This is a genomic window from Nocardia sp. NPDC050378 (assembly GCF_040655675.1).
GTDB classification, from domain to species: Bacteria; Actinomycetota; Actinomycetes; order Mycobacteriales; family Mycobacteriaceae; genus Nocardia; species Nocardia coubleae.
Genome location: NZ_JBFAKI010000005.1, coordinates 163,924 through 182,660, shown reverse-complemented (window position 1 = coordinate 182,660; position 18,737 = coordinate 163,924). Strand labels below are relative to the sequence as shown.

Here is an 18,737-nt window from a genome sequence, read left to right as displayed (position 1 = left end):
AACTAACCGCGGAGCGGTTCGCCGTGGTCGGAGGCGAACATGCCGTCGAGTACCGCGCTGAGTTCGGTGTGGGCGGCGGCCAGTGCCTTGTCGCGGGAGCGGGAGGCGGCGACGAACATCGCGAGTTCGTTGAGGCCGCCCAACAGCAGGTGCGCCAGCACTTTCGGGTCGTGGCGGGGGAGCAGTTCACCCTGATCGTGGGCGGCCAGGAGAAGATCTTTGACCAGGGCGAGGGAGCGGCCGCCGTCGATCTCGCGCCAGCGGGTCCAGCCGAGGGCGGCGGGGGCTTCTACGAACAGGATCTGGCGCACAGTCTTGTCCGACAGTTGGTCGACGAACGCGTGGGTGACCGCATGCACGCGTTCGATCGGTCGGCCTGTCACCGCATGCTTCGACAAGGTGTCGACCACACCGTGATCGACCTCGGCGAAACAGGCCTCCATCAGCCCGACCATGCTGCCGAAATGGTGGTACAGCGCGCCCCGCGTGACACCGGCGGCCTCGCACACCCGGGCCGTCGTCACCTCGGCGAAGCCGTGCTCGGCGAACAACGCGGTGCCCACCGCGATCAACGTCGCCCGTGTGCGTGCGGCGCCCTCTTCGCGAACCGATGCCATCTTGCCTTCCCTCTAGCCGTGACGTACACATTGTAGGTGACATACAGTTTGTATGTGAGATCGAGGGAGTGGCAGCGATGCTGAAGATGAAGTCCACCTGCGAAACCTGTGCGGCGCCGTTGAGCGCCGACGCCGACGCGTTCATCTGCAGTTATGAGTGCACCTACTGTCCGGCCTGCATGGCGGATCACGGGGTGTGCCCGAATTGCGCGGGGGAGTTGGTGCGGCGACCCCGGCGCACCACCGGCGTCGCCGAGATCGCCCGGCGGGCACCGGCTCGACTGCGTCGCAAGATCCGGAGGACCGGTCGATGATCACGAACGCAATGCCCAGCGGTGCTGTCGCGCACTGGTTTCCGGGTCGACCCGGTGCGCCGACGTTGTTGGTCCTACCGGCCCTCGGGGTGATCGCACGCCACTACCAGCGCTTCGCAGAAGCCGCGCAAGCACAGGGATTCCCCGTGCTGACACTCGACTACCGCGGGCAGGGAGACAGCGACCTGGTCATTTCCCGAGAGACCAGGTTCGGCTACGCCGACTTGGTCACGGGCGACCTGACCGAGGCCATCACCTGGGCACGTCAGCAGCAGACCGGCCCGGTGGTCCTGGTCGGACACAGCCTCGGGGGACAGCTGGCCCTCGCACTGGAATCGATGGCGCCGGGGGAGTTCGACGGGCTGGCGCTCGTCGCCGCAGGCACACCGCATTGGCGGGCCTTCACCGGCCGCGCACGCCTCGTACCGCTCGTATTGCCAACGGTCTTCGCCGGAATGGCCCGCGCGCAAGGCGTGTTCGAGGGCCGCGGATTCGGCTTCGGTAGGCAATCGGCACAGCTCATCGGGGACTGGGCACGCATAGCCCGTATCGGTTCGTGGTCCAAGACCCCGCGCGTGCTGCCGAACCGGAGTTTTCCGCTCCTCGCAGTCTCGTTCGGCAACGACCGACTCGCACCTGTCTCTGCCGTGAATGCTCTGGTGCGTTTCTTCCCATGCGCCACGACCACGCGCGCCCATTTCGGCGAGCCGTCGGGACACGTGGGGTGGCTGAAGCAACCAGACGTTGCTGTCGATGCGCTGAATCAGTGGGCGTCAGAGATCTTCTCGCCGGAGAAGAAGTGACGCCCGCTGCGCATGGCGGTGCGAGCTTTACTTGACATAATGTGCATTATCGGCGTTTCAACCGGGCCGGTCGATGGGGGTTTCGAGAACATTGTGGCATCGTGTGCAACTTGGCAGCGCGTGCCCACGGCACCGTTCACCAGCCGACCGTTTCGCCTCGCAACAGCTGTTGTCGCAAACTCGTCCATGCAGACGGTTTGCTCGCGCCGGGCCGTTTTCGGTCGATTTCGAGCCTCCGGCCATTTATGACGATTCGGGATGAATGGCGACGCCCAGGGCTTGATCTGCGGGCAAGCGCGAAGAAGGCCGACCGGGGTTGCTCGGTACACTCCCCCTCCACCTCCCCAACCCCTTCATTTCGTCACAGTGACGAAATGAAGGGGTTGGGGAGGGACTCAGCTGTACAGCGCTTCAACTTCGGACGCGTACTTCTTCATGACCTCGGCTCGGCGCAGGGACATTTTCGGAGTCAGCTCGCCGGTGGCTTCGGTCCAGTCGGTGGGCAGGATCCGGACCTTCTTGATGCCCTCGGCCTTGGAGACCAACTTGTTGGTGTCGGCGACGGCTTGGTCGATGTCCGCGCGGAGCGTGGGGTTGTCGACGAGGTCTTCGACAGGGGTATCGGCGGGGATGTTGTTGCGTTGTTTCCAGGACGGAAGGGCTTCGGGGTCGAGAGTGACGAGGGCACCGACGAACGGGCGGCCGTCGCCGACGACCATCGCCTGACCGACCACGGGGTGGGCGCGCAGGGCGTCTTCCATCAGGCCGGGTGAGACGTTCTTGCCACCCGCGGTGACCAGGATTTCCTTCTTGCGGCCGGTGATCGTGAGATAGCCGTCCGCATCGATGGCGCCCAGGTCGCCGGTGCGGAACCAGCCGTCGACGAAGGCGTCCGCGGTGGCGTCGGGATTGCCCCAGTATTCGCCGAAGACGACAGGTCCGCGCAACAGGAGTTCACCGTCGTCGGCGATCTTGATGCCATGGCCCTCGATGGGTCGGCCGACGGTGCCGACGCGGGTGTTGCGCGGGGTGTTCACCGTGATGGCGGCGGTGGTCTCGGTGAGGCCGTAGCCTTCGTAAACCGGGATGCCCGCACCACGGAAGAAATGCCCGAGCCGGGCGCCGAGTGGGCCGCCGCCGGAAACCGCCGCACCGCATCGGTCGCCGAGCGCGCGACGCAACTGTGCGTACACGAGCTTGTCGAACAGGGCGTGCTCGAGCTTGCGCAACAGGCCAGGCCCACCGGTGTCGAGCGTCTCGCTCCACACGATGGCGGTCTCGGTGGCCCGGTCGAAGATGCGGCCCTTGCCGCCGGCGTGTGCCTTCTGTTTCGCGGCGTTGAACACCTTCTCGAACACGCGCGGCACCGCGAGGATGAAATCGGGCCGCAACCGCGCGAATTGGTCGACGAGGGTCGCCCAATCGGAGCTGAAGGAAACGATCACCTTCGCGTCGAGCGCGGCGAGCGTGACCGCCCGGGCGAACACGTGTGCCAACGGCAGGAACATCAGTGTGCGGTTGCCCTCGGTGACGAACTCCCCCAGCGCGAGCCGGTCGGATTTGGATTCGGCGTAGAGGTTCGCGTGGGTGAGCAGCACGCCCTTGGGGCGGCCGGTGGTGCCGGAGGTGTAGATCAGGGTCGCGGGCGAGTTTGCGCCGACCCCGGCGCGCCGGGTGTGGACGGCCTGGTCGTCGAGGTGCGCGCCACGGGCGGTGAGTTCGGCGACGACGCCTTTGTCGATCTGCAGGATCTCACGCAGGTCGGACAGTGCGTCGGCGGCGATCTCGTCGATGACGCGGCGGTGTTTGTCGCTGTCGACGATCAGCAGCCCGGTGCCGGAGTCCTGCAGGATCCATTTGGCCTGTTCGGCAGCTGAGCTGTCGTAGATGGCTACTGTGCAACCGCCGACCGTCCAGATGGCGTGGTCGAGAACGACCCATTCGTAACGAGTGGGTGCCATGATGGCGACCCGGTCACCAGGTTCGATACCGGTGGCGATGAGGCCTTTCGCCACGGCGGTCACGGTTTTCGCGAACTGGGCGGCCGTGATGTCGGCGCCCGCGACACTGAACAGCACCGTGTCGGGCGATTCTTCGCCGTACCGGAACACGCTGTCGGAGTTGTTGGCGTTGTCCGGAATCACGTACGACGCCGGGGTTTCGAACTCTCGCATCAGTGCCCTTCCACGGTTGCCGGTTCCTGGCGGTGATCGAGGCCGAGGCGGTGCAGGCCACGCAGATCATAGGCGTGGGTGGCCGCGAAACCGAGGACCAACCCGATTGCCAGGCCGGCGATGGTCATCCAGAGGCCGCGGCTCAGGCCTGCCTCGAGGTTTCCGTCGAAGAACATGATGGCGCGCACGGCGAGGTAGATCTGGTGCATCGGTTCGAACGAGGCCATGTCGGCGATCCAGCGCGGTGTCGCTTCGAGCGGGATGGTGCCCGAGGACGACGGGATTCCCAGGACGACGAAGACGATGAGGTTGATCATCAGGCCCGCGGTGCCGAAGGCGGCCATCACCGACAGACCGGTGACCGCGATGGCGATGATGGCCAGGGTGCCGTAGAGGAACAGCATGAGCGGGCGTTCGATGCTCATGTCGAGCAGGGCGCCGACGGCGAGGAACGCGGCCGAGGCCAGCGGGGCACTGATGACGGCGATGGCCCACTTGATGAGCAGGGTGCGCCAGCGGCTGATGCGGGCGGGAGTGGTCGGCTTGTGCCACGGCCCGTATTCGGCGGGGACGAATCCGAGGGACCCGTCGACGAGGGAGTTGATCATCATGGCGCCGCTGAAGCCGACGATCAGCAGGACCAGGGTGTAGAAGAAGGCGGCGAGGCCTTGGCCGGTGCCTTCGGGCAGCGGGTGGTAGGCGCTGACGACGATGTCGATGGGCTCGGCGAGTTGCAGCTGGGTGGCGCCGCTGAGCGGTGTGCTGCCGATCGCGGCGCGGACCTGGTCGGCGAGCTGGGTGCCGACGGTGGTGTTGACCTCGGTCATCGCCTTGTCGGCGACGGTCTGCATGATCTGGGCGGCGAGGGTGCCCGCGCGGGGGTTGGTGAGCACGGAGATCATCGGCTGTTCGACGTCGCCGGTGACGACGGAGGCGGCACCGAGGATGGCGACGCGTTTGGTGAAGTCGCCGGGAATGATGATGGCGCCGTACACCTCACCGTTGCGCAGTTGCCGGTGCGCCTCGTTGATGCCGACGGCGCGCAGGTCGATCTTCTCGGCGGGGATCTGCTCCCCCAGCGCGGTGGTGATCTGCGCGCCGAGGTTGGCGGGTTTGCCCGCGAGGGTGTCGCCGACATCCTGGTTGACCAGGGCGATCGGGAAGTCGTGCAGGTTTTTCTCGGGGTCGGCGGTGTAGCCGAGGTACATGGTTCCCAGGAGCGCGGCCAGCACGGTGACCAGCGTGATCGGCGCTAACCAGTCACGGATCGGCATGCTGCGCGGTCGGCGCGTCGGCGCGGTGTTGTCAGTCATGGCATGCGCAAATGTAGTCACCGACTACAAAGTAGTCAATGCAAACATCGCGGGGGTGTGTCGGATATCCTGCTAGCACCATGTCCCTGCATTCGCGCTATCACCACGGCGATCTCCGCGCCGCACTGCTGCAGCACGCCGAGGCGGCGCTGCGTACGGTCGGCGCCGACGGGCTGTCGTTGCGTCAGCTCGCCCGCGACACCGGCGTCAGCCACGCGGCGCCCAGCAGGCATTTCCGTGACAAGCAGGCTTTGCTCGACGCACTGGCCGTCACCGGCCTGCGACGACTCGGCGCCTGTTTCGAAGAGGCCGCGGCCGACGGCCCGATCACGACGCGTCTGCGGACCCTGGCCCATACCTACCTGCGGTTCGCCGTCGACAACCCGGAGCTGTTGCCGCTGATGTTCGCGCGCAGGCACAGCTCCACCGAGACGGAGATCCACGACGCCGCCGAGCGGGCCTTCGCCGTGCCGATCGCGCTGATCGCCGAGGGGCAGGCCGCGGGCGAGATCATCCCCGGCGACCCGAAACGCATCGGGGTCACCGCCCTCGCGGCGCTACAGGGACTGGCGACGTTCATCGGTTCGGGCTACACCGCCGACTACGATGCCGAGCTACTCCTCGACGACCTGATCGATCACCTGACCCTGGGTCTACTCCCCCGCCGGTCCTCCGGTGGCGCGAGTAGGTGATGTGCAGTACGTTGCGAGGTTGCGGTGGCGCCGAAAGCCCTGCTGTGACATTCCATTCGCATTCAGATAGGCGTCACCCACATGACTACAGCCCTCGCCCCATCGCCGGTGCAGCGACTACTACAAGATCCACAAGGAGATGGCCGAGCAGCGGCGTGACCCGGAGGCGCCCGTCACGGGCCCGCTGCTGGTGATGCTGTTCCTGTCCTGGACCGGGATCGGCTTCATCGTCAGCTACTGGCGGACCGGCAATCGGATCAGGGCCACTCAGGAGAGCGCCGGGCTGGAGCCGTCGTGCAGCCCGGCGATCGGATTCCTGCTGAATCTTGTACTCGGCCTGGGGATTCTGTACTACCAGATCGAATTGAACAAAGTCGCCGCACCCGAACGCGACTAGGCAGACCCTGAAGGCCCTCCCCCATGACGAAGCCAAAGGGGAGGGCCTTTTCATGCTCCGACGTATTCGGCGAGGTGCTCACCGGTGAGAGTGGAACGGGCGGCGACGAGATCGGCCGGTGTTCCCTCGAACACGATCTGGCCGCCGTCGTGGCCCGCACCGGGACCGAGGTCGATGATCCAGTCGGCGTGGGCCATCACGGCCTGGTGGTGTTCGACGACGATGACGGACTTGCCGGAGTCGACGAGACGATCGAGCAGCCCGAGCAGCTGTTCGACGTCGGCCAGGTGCAGACCGGTCGTCGGTTCGTCGAGGATGTAGACCCCGCCCTTGTCGGACATGTGGGTGGCCAGCTTGAGGCGCTGGCGTTCACCGCCGGACAGGGTGGTCAGCGGCTGACCGATGGTGAGGTAGCCGAGGCCGACCTCGGTGAGGTGGGTGAGGATCTTGTGCGCGGCCGGGGTGCGCGCCTCCCCTTCGCCGAAGAACTCGCGCGCCTCGTCGACGGGCATCGACAGCACGTCGCTGATGTTCTTGCCCGCGAAGGTGTATTCGAGGACTTCGGCCATGAACCGCTTGCCCTCGCATACCTCACAGACCGTCGACACTCCGGCCATCATGGCCAGGTCGGTGTAGACGACGCCCGCGCCGTTGCAGTTCGGGCACGCCCCTTCGGAATTGGCGCTGAACAGGGCGGGTTTGGCGCCGGTGGCCTTGGCGAACGCCTTGCGGATGTGGTCGAGCAGGCCGGTGTAGGTGGCGGGATTGCTGCGGCGCGAACCCTTGATGGGGGCTTGGTCGATGGAGATGACGCCTTCGTCGACCGGGATGGAGCCGTGCACGAGCGAGCTCTTGCCCGACCCGGCGACGCCGGTGACGGCGACGAGCACACCGAGCGGGATGTCGACGTCGACCTTGCGCAGGTTGTTGGCGGTGGCGCCACGGATCCGCAAGGCGCCGTTCGACTTTCGCACCGTGTCCTTGACCTTGGCGCGGTCGTCGAAGTGGCGGCCGGTGACGGTGTCGCTGGTGCGCAACCCGTCGACGCTGCCTTCGAAGCAGATCGTTCCGCCCTTGGAGCCCGCGGCGGGACCGAGGTCGACGATGTGGTCGGCGATGACGATCGTTTCGGGCTTGTGTTCGACGACGAGCACCGTGTTGCCCTTGTCGCGCAGGCGAAGCAGCAGGTCGTTCATGCGCTGGATGTCGTGCGGGTGCAGGCCGGCGGTCGGTTCGTCGAAGACATAGGTGACGTCGGTGAGCGAGGAGCCGAGGTGGCGGATCATCTTGACGCGCTGCGCCTCACCACCGGACAGGGTGCCCGACGGGCGCGACAGCGACAGGTAGCCGAGGCCGATCTCGACGAACGAGTCGAGGGTGTTGCGCAGTGATTCCAGCAGCGGCGCCACGGACGGGTCGTCGATGGTCTTGACCCATTCGGCGAGGTCGGTGATCTGCATGGCGCAGGCGTCGGCGATGCTCTTGCCCTTGATCTTCGACGAGCGGGCCTCGGCCGAGAGGCGGGTGCCCTCGCAGTCGGGACACGTGCCGAAGGTGACGGCGCGCTCGACGAACGCACGGACATGGGGCTGCAGCGACTCGACGTCCTTGGACAGCATCGACTTGCGGATCTTGGGGATCAGGCCCTCATAGGTAAGGTTGATGCCGTCGACCTTGATCTTGGTCGGTTCCTTGTACAGCAGGTCGGCGAGCTGCTTCTTGGTGTACTTCTTGATCGGCTTGGCGGGGTCGAAGAAGCCGCTGCCCTTGTAGATTCGGCCCATCCAGCCGTCCATGCTGTAGCCGGGGATGGTGAACGGGCCCTCGTCGAGGGATTTGTTCTCGTCGTAGAGCTGGGTGAGGTCGATGTCGTTGACCTTGCCCTTGCCCTCGCAGGTGGGGCACATGCCGCCGGTGATGTTGAAGCTGCGACGCTCCTTGACCGTGACCCCGTTCTTCTCCACCGCGACCGCGCCGGAACCGCTGATCGAGGCCACGTTGAAGGAGAACGCCTGCGAGGAACCGATGTGCGGGTCGCCGAGGCGGCTGAACAGGATGCGCAGCATGGCGTTGGCGTCGGTGACGGTGCCGACCGTGGAGCGCGGGTCGGCGCCCAGACGCGACTGGTCGACGAGGATGGCGGTGGTGAGTCCGTCGAGGACGTCGACGTCGGGGCGGGCCTGGGTGGGCATGAAGCCCTGGACGAACGCGCTGTAGGTCTCGTTGATGAGACGCTGGGATTCGGCGGCGATGGTGCCGAAGACCAAGGAGCTCTTCCCGGAGCCGGAGACGCCGGTGAACACGGTCAGTCGGCGCTTGGGGATCTCGACGCTGACATCGCGCAGGTTGTTCACCCGGGCACCGGTGACCCGGATCAGGTCGTGACTGTCGGCCGGCGCAGGCGATGCGGTCTTGCTCATGGGTCTCCTCGGTCGTTCGGCGTCCACCGAATCTAGCGGTCGGGTCCGACTATTTCGTCTGCTGGATGCGAATCATGTTGCCCGCCGGGTCGCGGAAGGCGCAGTCACGGATGCCGTAGGGGTGGTCGGTGGGTTCCTGCACCACTTCCACGTCGTCTGCCTGCAGTTTCTCGAACAGGCCGTCGAGGTCGTCGGTGGCGAGGTTGACGGCCGCGTAGGTGCCCTTGGCCATCATTTCGGTGATGACGCGCTTCTCCTCCTCGGTGATGCCGGGGTCGGCGGCCGGTGGGTGCAGCACGATCGAGGTGTCGGGCTGGCCCTTCGGTCCGACGGTGATCCAGCGCATGCCGTTGTAGCCGACGTCGTTGCGGATTTCGAAGCCGAGGGCGTCGCGGTAGAAGGCCAGCGCGGCGTCGGGGTCGTCCTGAGGCAGGTAGCTCTGGTGAATGGTGATGTTCATGGGATCGACGCTAACGGTCGCCGGAACCGGTTGCTTCTCGATTCCTGATCGGTCTCGTCACCGCCTTGGCCACGCACGACGGGATGCCCTCGGTCGGTGCGTACTGCTGGCGGTACACGCTCGGTGGGACGCCGACGAGTTCGGTGAACCGTGTGCTGAAGGTGCCGAGCGAGGAGGAGCCGACGGCGAAGCACACCTCGGTGACACTCATCTGACCCAGTCTCAGCAACGCCATGGCCCGTTCGATGCGCCGGGTCATCAGGTACGAGTAGGGCGATTCGCCGTAGGCGAGGCGGAATTGGCGGCTCAGATGTCCGGCGGACATGTGCACGCCTCGGGCCAGTGCTTCCACGTCGAGGGGTTGGGCGTATTCGCGGTCGATGCGGTCGCGCACGCGGCGCAGCCGGGCGAGGTCGCTCAGTTGCTGGGGGCGTGGACCGGTCATGGAAACGATCGTCGCACGTGCGGGCTATGGCGTGTCCAGCACGGTTGCCAGGTGTGCTCGGAAGTGTGAGCAGGTGCGGAAGTCCTCGGCGTCGCAGTCGAGGACGTGGGTGACCGCGTCGAGGGCGCTGCGGGTGCGGGCGAGTTGTTCGGTGAGCCGTGCGCGTTGTGTTTCCAGGACGCGGCGGCGGGTGGCGCGGTCGGGGTTGTGGGTGAACAGGGTGGCGAGGTCCTCGAGGGACAGTCCGGCCTTCTTGCCGAGGACGACCATGGCGACCGTGTCGATGTCGGTGTCGCGGTAGATCCGTCTGCCTGCCGAGTCGCGTTCGGGGGTGAGCAGGCCTTGGTCTTCCCAGTGCCGCAGTACGTGGGTCGCGAGTCCGAAGCGGGTCGCGACCTCACCGATGGTCGCCATGGTCGAACTCTAGGCGGTGTGCAGGTGGTAGCGGGTGATGATTGCGACGGGATGCCATGGCAGGCGGATGTTCTCACCTTCGATGTCGCCTGCGGCGCGGCGGATCTCGCGAGCACGGGCGAAGCGGAAGTCGTAGAGGGCGGCGGTGGCGCCGGGGCGCAGGACACGGCGGACCTCGCGGACCGCGGTGGGCAGGTCGGGCCATTCGTGCATGCTGAGGCTGGACACGATCAGGTCGACGCTCGCATCGGGGTAGGGCAGGTCGGTGACGTCGCCGACGGTGAGATCCGCCCGGTGGCCGGCGAGGTTACGGCGGGCGATGTCGATCATGTGGGGGGACAGGTCGAGGCCGTGCAGGGTCAGATCAGGGCGTCGGGTCGCGATGTGCGCCAGGAGTTTTCCGGGGCCCGTGCCGAGGTCGAGAACGGTGGCACCGGCGGTGGCCAGGGTGTCGATGTCGGTGCTGATGCGGCGGTAGAGGCCGGTGAGCAGGCGGGTGGCGCGGCGGTCGTAGTCCAGGCTCTGGCGGTGTCCGAAGGTGGTCATGGCACCACTGTCGGTGTTCAGGTCGACCTGAAGTCAAGGGTGCCTAGCGGGGGCGCAGGACCAGGATTCCCGGGACGGTGCGCACGTACTCGAGCAGCGGTGTGTCGACGACCTTGTTGTGTTCGGCCAGCGAGGAGGCGTTGCGGAACACCGGGCCGTCGGTGGTGTGGACGAGGATGCCGACATGGGTGACATCCAAACCCGCGGCCGGGGTGTAGGCGCCGATGAAGTCGCCGGTGCGCAGTCCGGCGACCACTCCCCCGTCGACGGCGCCGGACGGGATGTGGGTGACGGCCCGGTCGACGACGGGGACGCCGGGCAGGAAAGTGGTGCCGTCGGCTTTGGCGTTCAGGTGTTTGGTCGTGGTGATCGCGGCCGGGCTCAGGTCGGCGGTGATGTCGGTGGCCGAGGTCCTCGGTGTGCTCGCCCAGTCGGTGAAGAAGTGTTTGCGCTGGGTGAATTCCACCCGGCTGTCGACGTAGCGGGCGGCGATCAGGTTGTCGAAGAACTGCTCGGCGGTGCTCGAGCGTGATGCGGCGTCGACGTAGTCGAGGAAGGTGAAGCAGTCGACGCGGCGCAGGTCGACGACGAGTTGTTCGGGTGTGTTCGCGGACCCGATCAGCATGTTCGCCCCGTAGGGGGTGCCGAGCAGGCGCGCGGAGATCCGTTCGATCTGCACGGCACGGTCGGTGGTGCCCGCGCGGGTGCGGGCGTCGAGCAGTTCGTCGACCTTGCGGGCGGTGGCGTCGTCGAGAACGACCGGCGGTGTGGCCTGGGCCGGTGGGGCGAGGCAGACGAGCGCGACGAGCAGGCACAGAACCTGGACAATGGTGCGCAAGACGCCTCCGCGGGGCCTGGTCGGTCGAGGTACGGGTTCCCACGGTAGCCGACGGGGGCGACGACCCGGATTGCAAACAATTCGCGACCTGAACAGTTCTTCGCCTGGGCTCACGTGTCCCGTACCGTTATCCCAGGTAGTGCGTGTTTCACCGAGTTCGCGAATGGATAGCCAGGGCAGTTCGTCGGAAGGGAAACGACATGCGCGCTTTGACCGTAGTGCCGAACCGGCCCGGATCGTTGCGGATAGACGATGTCCCGGATCCGGTGCCCGGCCCCAACGAGCTTCTCGTGGACGGGATTTCGCTCGGCATCTGCGGCACCGACCGCGAGATCGCCTCGGGCATCTACGGGTGGGCGCCGCCGGGACGCGAACGCCTCGTCCTCGGGCACGAATCGCTGGGCCGGGTGCGCACCGCGCCCGACGGCAGCGGTTTCGCCCCCGGTGACCTCGTCGTCGGGATCGTGCGCAGGCCGGATCCGGTGCCGTGCGGTGCGTGTGCGCACGGTGAGTTCGACATGTGCCGCAACGGTGAGTACGTCGAGCGTGGGATCAAGCAGATCGACGGGTACGGGTCGACGTCGTGGGTGGTCGACGCCGACTACACGGTGAAGCTGGACCCCGCGCTCACCGAGGTGGGCGTGCTGATGGAACCGACGACGGTGCTGGCCAAGGCGTGGGACCAGATCGAGAAGATCAACACCAGGGCCTGGTTCGACCCTAAGTCGGTGCTGGTCACCGGTGCGGGCCCGATCGGTCTGCTCGCGGCGATGCTCGGTGTGCAGCGCGGCCTGGACGTGCACGTGCTCGACCGCTCCACCGAAGGCCCCAAACCGAAGCTGGTCGAAGACCTCGGCGCCACGTTCCACACCGGTTCGGCGCTCGATGTCGGTGAGAAGATCGACGCCGACATCGTGATCGAGGCGACGGCGGCCACCGCGATCGCCCAGCAGTTGCTCCAGCTGAACAATCCGGGCGTGATCATCTGCTTGACCGGTGTCTCCTCCCCCGGCAAGGACACCGAGGTCGACGTCGGCGCGGTCAACCGCAATATGGTGCTCGACAACGCGGTGGTGTTCGGGTCGGTCAACGCCAACCGGCACCACTACGAGCTGGCGGCCCAGGCGCTGGCCAAGGCCGACCCGGCGTGGCTGGGCCGGTTGATCACCCGGCGGTTGCCGTTGGAGCGGGCCCTCGAGGCGTTCGATCCGGGCGATCATTCCGATATCAAGGTCGTCATCGACCTCGGCGCGAGTTAGACCGCGCAGCCGTCCGGCCCGCAGGACTCGCCCTCGGCAACGGTGACCAGCGGTGCCGGACGGTCGTTGTGGGCGGTGGTGAGTGCCTGGGTGAACACCTCGGTGGGCTGGGCGCCCGACACGGCGTACTTGTTGTCGAACACGAAGAACGGAACGCCGGTGACGCCGAGCTGGGCGGCGGTGCGTTCGTCCTGGCGGACGGCGTCGGCGTAGGCGGTGGAGTCGGCGAGGACGGCACGAACCTCGGTTTCGTCGAGGCCGGCGCGCACGGCGAGGTCGACGAGGCGTTCGGTGTCGGCGAAGACCGGTTCGGCTTCGGCGAAGTTGCCGGCGTACAGGGCGTCGAGCAGTGCCTCCTGGCGGCCCTGTTCGAGGGCGAAGTGCAGGAGCCGGTGCATGTCGAAGCTGCTGCCGTAGTCGCGGCCGCTGCTCTGGTAGGGCAGGCCGAGCTCGGCGGCCTGGGCGGCGATGGCGCGTTCGTTGGCGGCGGCTTGGTCGACGGTGATGCCGTATTTGGCGGCGATGCGTGGGATCACCGGACCGCTCTCGTCGGCGGGCAGGGTGGGGTCGAGTTCGAAGGAACGGTGCACGACTTCGACGTCGTCGCGGTGCTCGAAGCTGTGCAGGGCCTGTTCGAATCGGGCTTTGCCCAGGTAGCAGAACGGGCAGTTGATGTCGGTCCAGATCTCTACTCTTGTGGTCAAGCGGGCCTCCTGCGCCACATCACTGATGGGTGCGCCGGCCCGGCGAAACATTCTGGACAGGCGTACAAGTTCGTTCGGTGCAACGCGAGCGACACTGCCGCTATTCCGGCGGAACGGGGAGGAACATGATGGCGGTCGAGCGCGGCGACAGGGGGTGGGTGCAGGTGCCCGACGGTCTGCCACGGCCACGAGCGCTCGGCGGACTGTGGGCGGTCCGCCATGCCCAGAGCGAAGCCAATGTCTGGTACGCCGATCCCGCTACGCAGACCCGGCCGATGCGCGGCACCGACGCCGGGATGGACCTCACCGAATACGGCCGCACCCAGTGTCAGCGGCTGGGTGGGTGGCTGGCCGGGTTGTCGAGTTCGCAGCGCCCCGGTCTCGTGGTGTGTTCCCCCTACCTGCGGACGCGGCTGACATGGGCGTTGATGGCCGACGCCGCCGTGCGCGAACGCCGCTTCCCTCCGATCCGCACCCTCGTCGACGAACGGCTGCGCGACCGGGAGATGGGTGTGTTCGAACTGCACCCCTACCGGGCGATCCGGCGACGCGCCCCCGAGGAGGCGTCGCGCCGCGAGCAGGTCGGCAACTGGGTGTATCGCCCACCCGGCGGCGAGTCGCTGGCCGACGTGGCGGTGCGGGTGCGCGGCTTCCTCGACGAGCTCGACGCCGTCGCCGCCGGGGAACACGTCCTGCTGGTCACCCACGACGCGGTGGTCGTGTCGTTGCGCTACGTCCTCGACGGCCTCGGAGCGCCCGTCCCGGATTCGCTGGAACCCGTGCCCAACGCCTCGGTGTCGCAGTGGCGGCGCGAGGGCGACCGGTTGGCGTTGCGGGTGTGGGGTTCCGCCGACCACCTGACCGCGGGTGAGCGGGACGGCTGAGTTCCGTGCGTGTCGGCGTGGGAGGCGGTCGTATCAGGTGTCGGGGGTCAAGTATTTCGTGCCGCCGGGGGCGGGGTGTGTGGCGTTGGGGGTCGGGGTCGACTCGCGGGGTGTACCTGTGGTCGGTGGTGGCGCGGCGTGGTTGGGCGGGCACCTCGCAGTAGTGGGGGTGGAACAATGCCGGGGTGGATATCGCGATCGGTTTGGTGGTGCTCATCGGGTCCGCGGCGGCTCTTGCCGCGACCGCGCGGCGTTTCGGGGTGTCCGAACCGCTCGTGCTGACGGTGGCGGGTGTGCTCGCCTCGTATGTCCCGATGGTTCCGCAGGTGCATCTGGAACCGGAAATGGTGCTGCTCGGTCTGTTGCCGCCGCTGTTGTACACGGCGGCGTTGAAGACCTCGCTGGTCGATTTCCGGAAGAATCTGCGCACCATCGCGTCGCTGTCGGTGGGGTTGGTGTTGTTCTCCACGTTCGCTGTCGCGCTGGTGGTGTGGTGGTTGCTGCCGGTGCCGTTCGCGGCGGCGGTCGCGCTCGGGGCGGTGGTGGCGCCCCCGGATGCCGTGGCGGCCACCGCGATCGCGCGCCGTACCGGGATGCCACGCAGCATCGTGACGGTGCTCGAGGACGAGTCGCTGTTCAACGACGCGACGGCGCTGGTGTCGTTGCGTGGGGCGATCGCGGCGATGGCCGGTGCGGTGACGGTGTGGCAGATCGGTGGCGACTTCCTGCTCGCCTCGGTCGGTGGCGCGGTGATCGGTGCGCTGGTCGCCTCGGTGATGGTGGTGTTGCGCAGGCGGATTCAGGACCCGGTGCTGGACACGACGGTGTCGCTGCTCGCCCCGTTCCTGGCCTACCTGCCCGCCGAACACGTGCACGCCTCCGGGGTGATCGCGGTGGTGACGTGCGGGATGATCCTCGGCCACGGCGCGCACCGCTGGCAGGGTGCGGCCTCGCGGGTCGCCGAGACGACCAACTGGCGCACTGTGCAATTCATCCTGGAGAGCGCGGTGTTCCTCGTCATCGGGTTGCAGGTGCGCTGGATCGTGGAGGGCGCCTGGCATTCCGGTCTCGACCACACCACGTTGGTCGTCGCGGCGGGGGCGGTGCTTGCGGCGGTGATGCTGGCGCGTCCGGTGTGGGTGTTCACCCCGGTGCTGCTCGCCCGGCTGTTCGGGCGCGCAACCGAACCGTTGAGTCATGCGGCGGTGGTGTCGTGGGCGGGGATGCGCGGCGTGGTGACGTTGGCCGCTGTGCTGTTGCTGCCGGATTCGACACCGCAACTGCCGGTGCTCGAATTGCTGGCGCTGGTGGTGGTGGGTGGCACCCTGCTGGTGCAGGGCACCTCGTTGCCGTGGCTGGTGCGGCTGCTGCGATTGCGTGGCCCCAGCCGCGCCGAGGACGCGCTCACCAAAGCCGATCTGCTGCATCAGGCTTCGGTGGCCGGACTCGCCGAGCTGGACCGCCGCATCGGCCCGCACACACCGGAGCCGGTGATCGAGTCGCTGCGTCAACGGCTCACCTGGCGCAGCAATGCCGCGTGGGAGCGGCTCGGTCGTCCGGAGGCCGAATGGGTGACACCGACCGCGGAGTACCGGCGGCTACGGGTGGCGATGCTGGCCGCCGAGCGCGACGCCGTGCTCGCCGTGCGTGACGTGGGCGCGGTGGATTACGAAGTGCTCCAGCATGTGCTGGCCCGCCTCGATCTCGAGGAGTCGATGATCGACCGCTTCGACGAGGACGACGACGACACCTCCACCGAACCACTCGGCAACGCCACCGCCGGCTGCGCGCATCTGGAACAGGCACCCGACACCGCGCCCCCGCTGGGCGAACCGGTGTGCCGTGCGTGCCGAGACGCCGGGATGCGGTGGGTGCATCTGCGGATGTGCCTGGAGTGCGGGCACATCGGCTGTTGTGAGTCCTCGGTGGGCAATCACGCGACCGAACACTTCCATGCCACCGCGCACCCGGTGATGCGTAGCGTCGAACCGGGCGAGCAGTGGCGCTGGTGCTATCTCGACGAGCTGCTCGGTTAGCGGCGGTGGGAGTAGATCAGGCGCGCGTACTGCGACAGGAGGCGGTCGAGTTCGGTCGGTTCGCCGGTGGCGGCGAGCTGCTGGTAGCCGATGAGCATGGCCATGCCGACCTCGGTGACCACGGCCGCGGTGTCGTCGTCGCCGATGACGCTGTCGATCACCCGGTGCACGGTGCGCCTGCGTGATTCGTCGATCCGTTTGACGGTGACGTGGACGGATTCGTCGTTGGCGGCCCAGGCGCGCAGGGCCGCTTCGGCGCCGTGTTCGAGGCCGCCGGTGAGTTCGGACATGGCCCGTACGTCGGCGTCGGGGTCGCCGTGGCCGACGTCGAGGGCGCGTAGCTCGACCATCTGCCGGTTCTCCCAGTGTTCGAGCAGGGCGTCGACGAAGCCCTGCCAGGAGCCGAAGTGGTGGTAGAACGAGCCGCTGGTGACGCCGAGACGACGGCAGAGCACGCCGATGTTGAGACCTTTGAAGCCGAACTCGGCGAGCACCGCCACAGCGGTGTCGAAGTACTGCTCCTTGGTAACCACTCGGGACATCGCGATGCCGTTCTGTTCGTGCGGGCAGGGCCGAAGAATGCGAACAGTACCCCATCGTATCGAGGGCCCAGAGCACCGTAACGAAATCTATTCTGTGGCCCGAGCGCGAATCCTTCGTACGAAAAGCCAAGTGCTGGAACATAATCGGTGCTCCATGCCACGAAAGGAGGTCCCGGATGGAATAACGGAGCAAAAGCTCTGTAAAGTATTGTTCAGTACGGACCCCTGTTCCACGGTCCCCTGAGCCGTGCTCGACGCCACCGAAACCCCCGCTGCCTGAACGGGTCCCGCGCCGGAACCGGTACATCGCCTACGGGTTGCCGCTCGGCGCACCGCACCACCGCCTCGCCGCGCGCCGGGAACTGCTGGCGCACACCCGCTTACGCACCGAAAGGAATCGTATGCCCACCCTGCGCCACCACGGCACCGTCGCCGTCCTCGACCTAGGTGACGGCGAGAACCGCTTCTCCCCCGAGTTCCTCACCGAGATGAACACTCACCTCGACACGGTCGTCGCCGCCGGGGCGCAGGCCCTGGTGACAACCGCGACCGGCCCGGTCTACTCCCACGGCCTGGACCTGGAGTGGTTGGCCGCCAACGGCGACCAGGCCGCCGACTACGTGGCCGCCGTGCACACCCTGCTCGCCCGCGTGCTCACTCTGCCGATGCCCACCGCCGCCGCGATCGAGGGACACACGTTCGGGGCAGGCGCGATGCTGGCGCTGGCCCACGACTACCGGGTGATGCGCGCCGATCGCGGACTCTTCTGCTTTCCCGAGGCCGAGCTGCGGATCCCGTTCACCAACGGCATGGCCGCCCTGATCCAGGCCAAGGTGCCCCCGAAGACGGCGATCGCGGCCATGACCACCGCCCGCCGCTTCGACGCCACCGAGGCAGCCGCCCTCGACCTGGTCGACGCCACTGCCGAGGGTGCGGTCCTCGACACCGCGCTGGCCTGGGTGACACCGTTGGGCGGCAAGGATCAGCCGACGATGACGGCCATCAAGTCGGTGATGTTCGAGGGCGTGCTCACCGCTTTGCGCGGAAAGAACTGATCACGGCAGCCGTGGCCCCTTGCCCAGGTACACATCACCACGATCGTCGGTGGCCCACCCGCCGCCGGTGTACCCGTCGAGGACGAAACAGGCGTCGCAGAACTGTTTCCCGAACACCGAAAGGTAGATGCTGCGGTACTGACTGATCGCCCGCATCTTCACCGATTTGTAGGCGGCCTGGGCGGCGGGCTGGGCTTCGAGGAAGGCGTAGCGGCGGAAGTCGGCGACCGGTTCGGTCGAGAACCGGACCAGGCCGAGCCGGTTGAGGTTGCCCAGGTAGTGCTGGTCGCGTTCGGGCATGGCGCACCCGGCCATATAGGCGATCATGTTGATCCCGTCGGCGAGGCGTTGGGACCCGATCCCGAAGGGCGTCTTGGTGCGGATGTCGATCGCCGGCTGTGGTCCGGCGACGGCGAGGAACCGCAGGATCCTTGCCTCGTCGGGGGTCAGGTCGTGCAGGATCGGCACGAACGAGGGGTGCACGTCGCGGGGCTGCTGCGCCGAGTCCCAGCCCTCGTTGATCATGGCGTCGCCGATGGTCTTGAGATCTTCGGGGTCGACGGCGGAGTCGATCGCGCGCAGGGCGCCGGAGGCGGTGGGCGCCAGGCCGAGCGCGCTGAGCGCCGCCCGGCGCAGCACGTCGACCCGTTCGTCGATGATGCGCGACATCGGTTCGCCCGCCCGGATGTCGTCGACCAGTTCGGTGGCGGTGTGCACGGCCCCCTTGGTGACGGCACCGACGAATTGGCGCATCGTGAGCCCGGCGATGCGGGCCAGACCGGCCAGGTCGGTGGGGATACCGGAATCGCGGTCGTCGTTCATGT

The 18,737-nt window shown here is 67.3% G+C and carries 20 protein-coding genes; 8 read left to right on the top strand and 12 right to left on the bottom strand.

Going from position 1 to position 18,737, the window contains the following annotated elements:
- Positions 1-2: 2 nt before the first annotated feature.
- Positions 3-617, bottom strand: a complete 615-nt coding sequence (locus tag AB0I35_RS13660; RefSeq protein ID WP_357396169.1) for a TetR/AcrR family transcriptional regulator — start codon at positions 615-617, stop codon at positions 3-5.
- Here AB0I35_RS13660 and AB0I35_RS13655 point away from each other — a divergent pair.
- Positions 611-931 carry a DUF1272 domain-containing protein gene (locus tag AB0I35_RS13655; protein ID WP_357396168.1) on the top strand — a complete coding sequence of 107 codons (321 nt, stop codon included), beginning with the start codon at positions 611-613 and terminating at the stop codon, positions 929-931. The two genes, AB0I35_RS13660 and AB0I35_RS13655, sit on opposite strands and share 7 nt — an antisense overlap.
- Positions 928-1,734 (top strand): alpha/beta fold hydrolase, encoded by an 807-nt coding sequence (locus AB0I35_RS13650; RefSeq protein ID WP_357396166.1) that lies wholly within the window; start codon positions 928-930, stop codon positions 1,732-1,734. The genes AB0I35_RS13655 and AB0I35_RS13650 overlap by 4 nt, the downstream gene beginning before the upstream one ends.
- A 395-nt stretch (positions 1,735-2,129) precedes the next feature.
- On the opposite strand, the gene AB0I35_RS13645 is transcribed toward AB0I35_RS13650, so the two are convergent.
- Positions 2,130-3,908: a long-chain fatty acid--CoA ligase gene (locus AB0I35_RS13645; protein ID WP_357396164.1), complete on the bottom strand. Its 1,779-nt coding sequence runs from the start codon at positions 3,906-3,908 to the stop codon at positions 2,130-2,132.
- The gene (locus AB0I35_RS13640; protein WP_357396163.1) at positions 3,908-5,221 is read right to left on the bottom strand and encodes an ABC transporter permease; all 1,314 of its coding nucleotides are present in this window, start codon (positions 5,219-5,221) and stop codon (positions 3,908-3,910) included. Before AB0I35_RS13640 ends, AB0I35_RS13645 begins: the two co-directional genes overlap by 1 nt.
- Before the next feature lie 80 nt (positions 5,222-5,301).
- On the opposite strand from AB0I35_RS13640, the gene AB0I35_RS13635 reads away from it, so the two are divergent.
- Positions 5,302-5,913 (top strand): TetR/AcrR family transcriptional regulator, encoded by a 612-nt coding sequence (locus tag AB0I35_RS13635; RefSeq protein ID WP_357396161.1) that lies wholly within the window; start codon positions 5,302-5,304, stop codon positions 5,911-5,913.
- Between the two features lie 139 nt (positions 5,914-6,052).
- A complete protein-coding gene (locus tag AB0I35_RS13630; protein WP_357396159.1) occupies positions 6,053-6,310 on the top strand; it encodes a hypothetical protein in 258 nt (85 codons plus the stop codon).
- A gap of 50 nt (positions 6,311-6,360) precedes the next feature.
- Here AB0I35_RS13630 and AB0I35_RS13625 read toward each other — a convergent pair whose 3' ends face one another.
- The 6 genes from AB0I35_RS13625 to AB0I35_RS13600 are packed head-to-tail and all read right to left on the bottom strand — an operon-like array spanning position 6,361 to position 11,433.
- Complete coding sequence (locus AB0I35_RS13625; protein WP_357396158.1) at positions 6,361-8,730, bottom strand: excinuclease ABC subunit UvrA; 2,370 nt, start codon at positions 8,728-8,730, stop codon at positions 6,361-6,363.
- A 49-nt stretch (positions 8,731-8,779) separates the two neighbouring features.
- Complete coding sequence (locus tag AB0I35_RS13620) at positions 8,780-9,190, bottom strand: VOC family protein (RefSeq protein WP_357396157.1); 411 nt, start codon at positions 9,188-9,190, stop codon at positions 8,780-8,782.
- Positions 9,191-9,200: 10 nt separating this feature from the next.
- The gene (locus AB0I35_RS13615) at positions 9,201-9,635 is read right to left on the bottom strand and encodes an AraC family transcriptional regulator (RefSeq protein ID WP_067490020.1); all 435 of its coding nucleotides are present in this window, start codon (positions 9,633-9,635) and stop codon (positions 9,201-9,203) included.
- 24 nt (positions 9,636-9,659) lie between these two features.
- Complete coding sequence (locus tag AB0I35_RS13610; RefSeq protein ID WP_357396155.1) at positions 9,660-10,049, bottom strand: MerR family transcriptional regulator; 390 nt, start codon at positions 10,047-10,049, stop codon at positions 9,660-9,662.
- Positions 10,050-10,058: 9 nt separating this feature from the next.
- The gene (locus AB0I35_RS13605; RefSeq protein WP_357396154.1) at positions 10,059-10,595 is read right to left on the bottom strand and encodes a class I SAM-dependent methyltransferase; all 537 of its coding nucleotides are present in this window, start codon (positions 10,593-10,595) and stop codon (positions 10,059-10,061) included.
- A 43-nt stretch (positions 10,596-10,638) separates the two neighbouring features.
- Positions 10,639-11,433, bottom strand: a complete 795-nt coding sequence (locus AB0I35_RS13600) for an N-acetylmuramoyl-L-alanine amidase-like domain-containing protein (protein WP_357396152.1) — start codon at positions 11,431-11,433, stop codon at positions 10,639-10,641.
- Between the two features lie 200 nt (positions 11,434-11,633).
- Between AB0I35_RS13600 and AB0I35_RS13595 the strand changes: the two genes are divergently transcribed.
- The gene (locus AB0I35_RS13595; protein ID WP_357396151.1) at positions 11,634-12,692 is read left to right on the top strand and encodes a glucose 1-dehydrogenase; all 1,059 of its coding nucleotides are present in this window, start codon (positions 11,634-11,636) and stop codon (positions 12,690-12,692) included.
- Here AB0I35_RS13595 and AB0I35_RS13590 read toward each other — a convergent pair.
- A complete protein-coding gene (locus tag AB0I35_RS13590) occupies positions 12,689-13,396 on the bottom strand; it encodes a DsbA family oxidoreductase (protein ID WP_357396150.1) in 708 nt (235 codons plus the stop codon). The genes AB0I35_RS13595 and AB0I35_RS13590 overlap by 4 nt on opposite strands.
- 128 nt (positions 13,397-13,524) lie before the next feature.
- Between AB0I35_RS13590 and AB0I35_RS13585 the strand changes: the two genes are divergently transcribed.
- Positions 13,525-14,280 (top strand): histidine phosphatase family protein, encoded by a 756-nt coding sequence (locus tag AB0I35_RS13585; RefSeq protein WP_357396148.1) that lies wholly within the window; start codon positions 13,525-13,527, stop codon positions 14,278-14,280.
- 185 nt (positions 14,281-14,465) lie between these two features.
- Positions 14,466-16,316 (top strand): Na+/H+ antiporter, encoded by a 1,851-nt coding sequence (locus tag AB0I35_RS13580; protein ID WP_357396147.1) that lies wholly within the window; start codon positions 14,466-14,468, stop codon positions 16,314-16,316.
- On the opposite strand, the gene AB0I35_RS13575 is transcribed toward AB0I35_RS13580, so the two are convergent.
- Entirely contained in the window at positions 16,313-16,858 is a 546-nt protein-coding gene (locus tag AB0I35_RS13575; RefSeq protein ID WP_067490032.1) for a TetR/AcrR family transcriptional regulator, read from the bottom strand. The two genes, AB0I35_RS13580 and AB0I35_RS13575, sit on opposite strands and share 4 nt — an antisense overlap.
- A 401-nt stretch (positions 16,859-17,259) precedes the next feature.
- On the opposite strand from AB0I35_RS13575, the gene AB0I35_RS13570 reads away from it, so the two are divergent.
- Positions 17,260-17,913 carry an enoyl-CoA hydratase/isomerase family protein gene (locus AB0I35_RS13570; protein WP_357396145.1) on the top strand — a complete coding sequence of 218 codons (654 nt, stop codon included), beginning with the start codon at positions 17,260-17,262 and terminating at the stop codon, positions 17,911-17,913.
- On the opposite strand, the gene AB0I35_RS13565 is transcribed toward AB0I35_RS13570, so the two are convergent.
- Entirely contained in the window at positions 17,914-18,735 is an 822-nt protein-coding gene (locus AB0I35_RS13565) for an Abi-alpha family protein (RefSeq protein WP_357396143.1), read from the bottom strand. It lies immediately after the preceding gene.
- Positions 18,736-18,737: the final 2 nt, after the last annotated feature.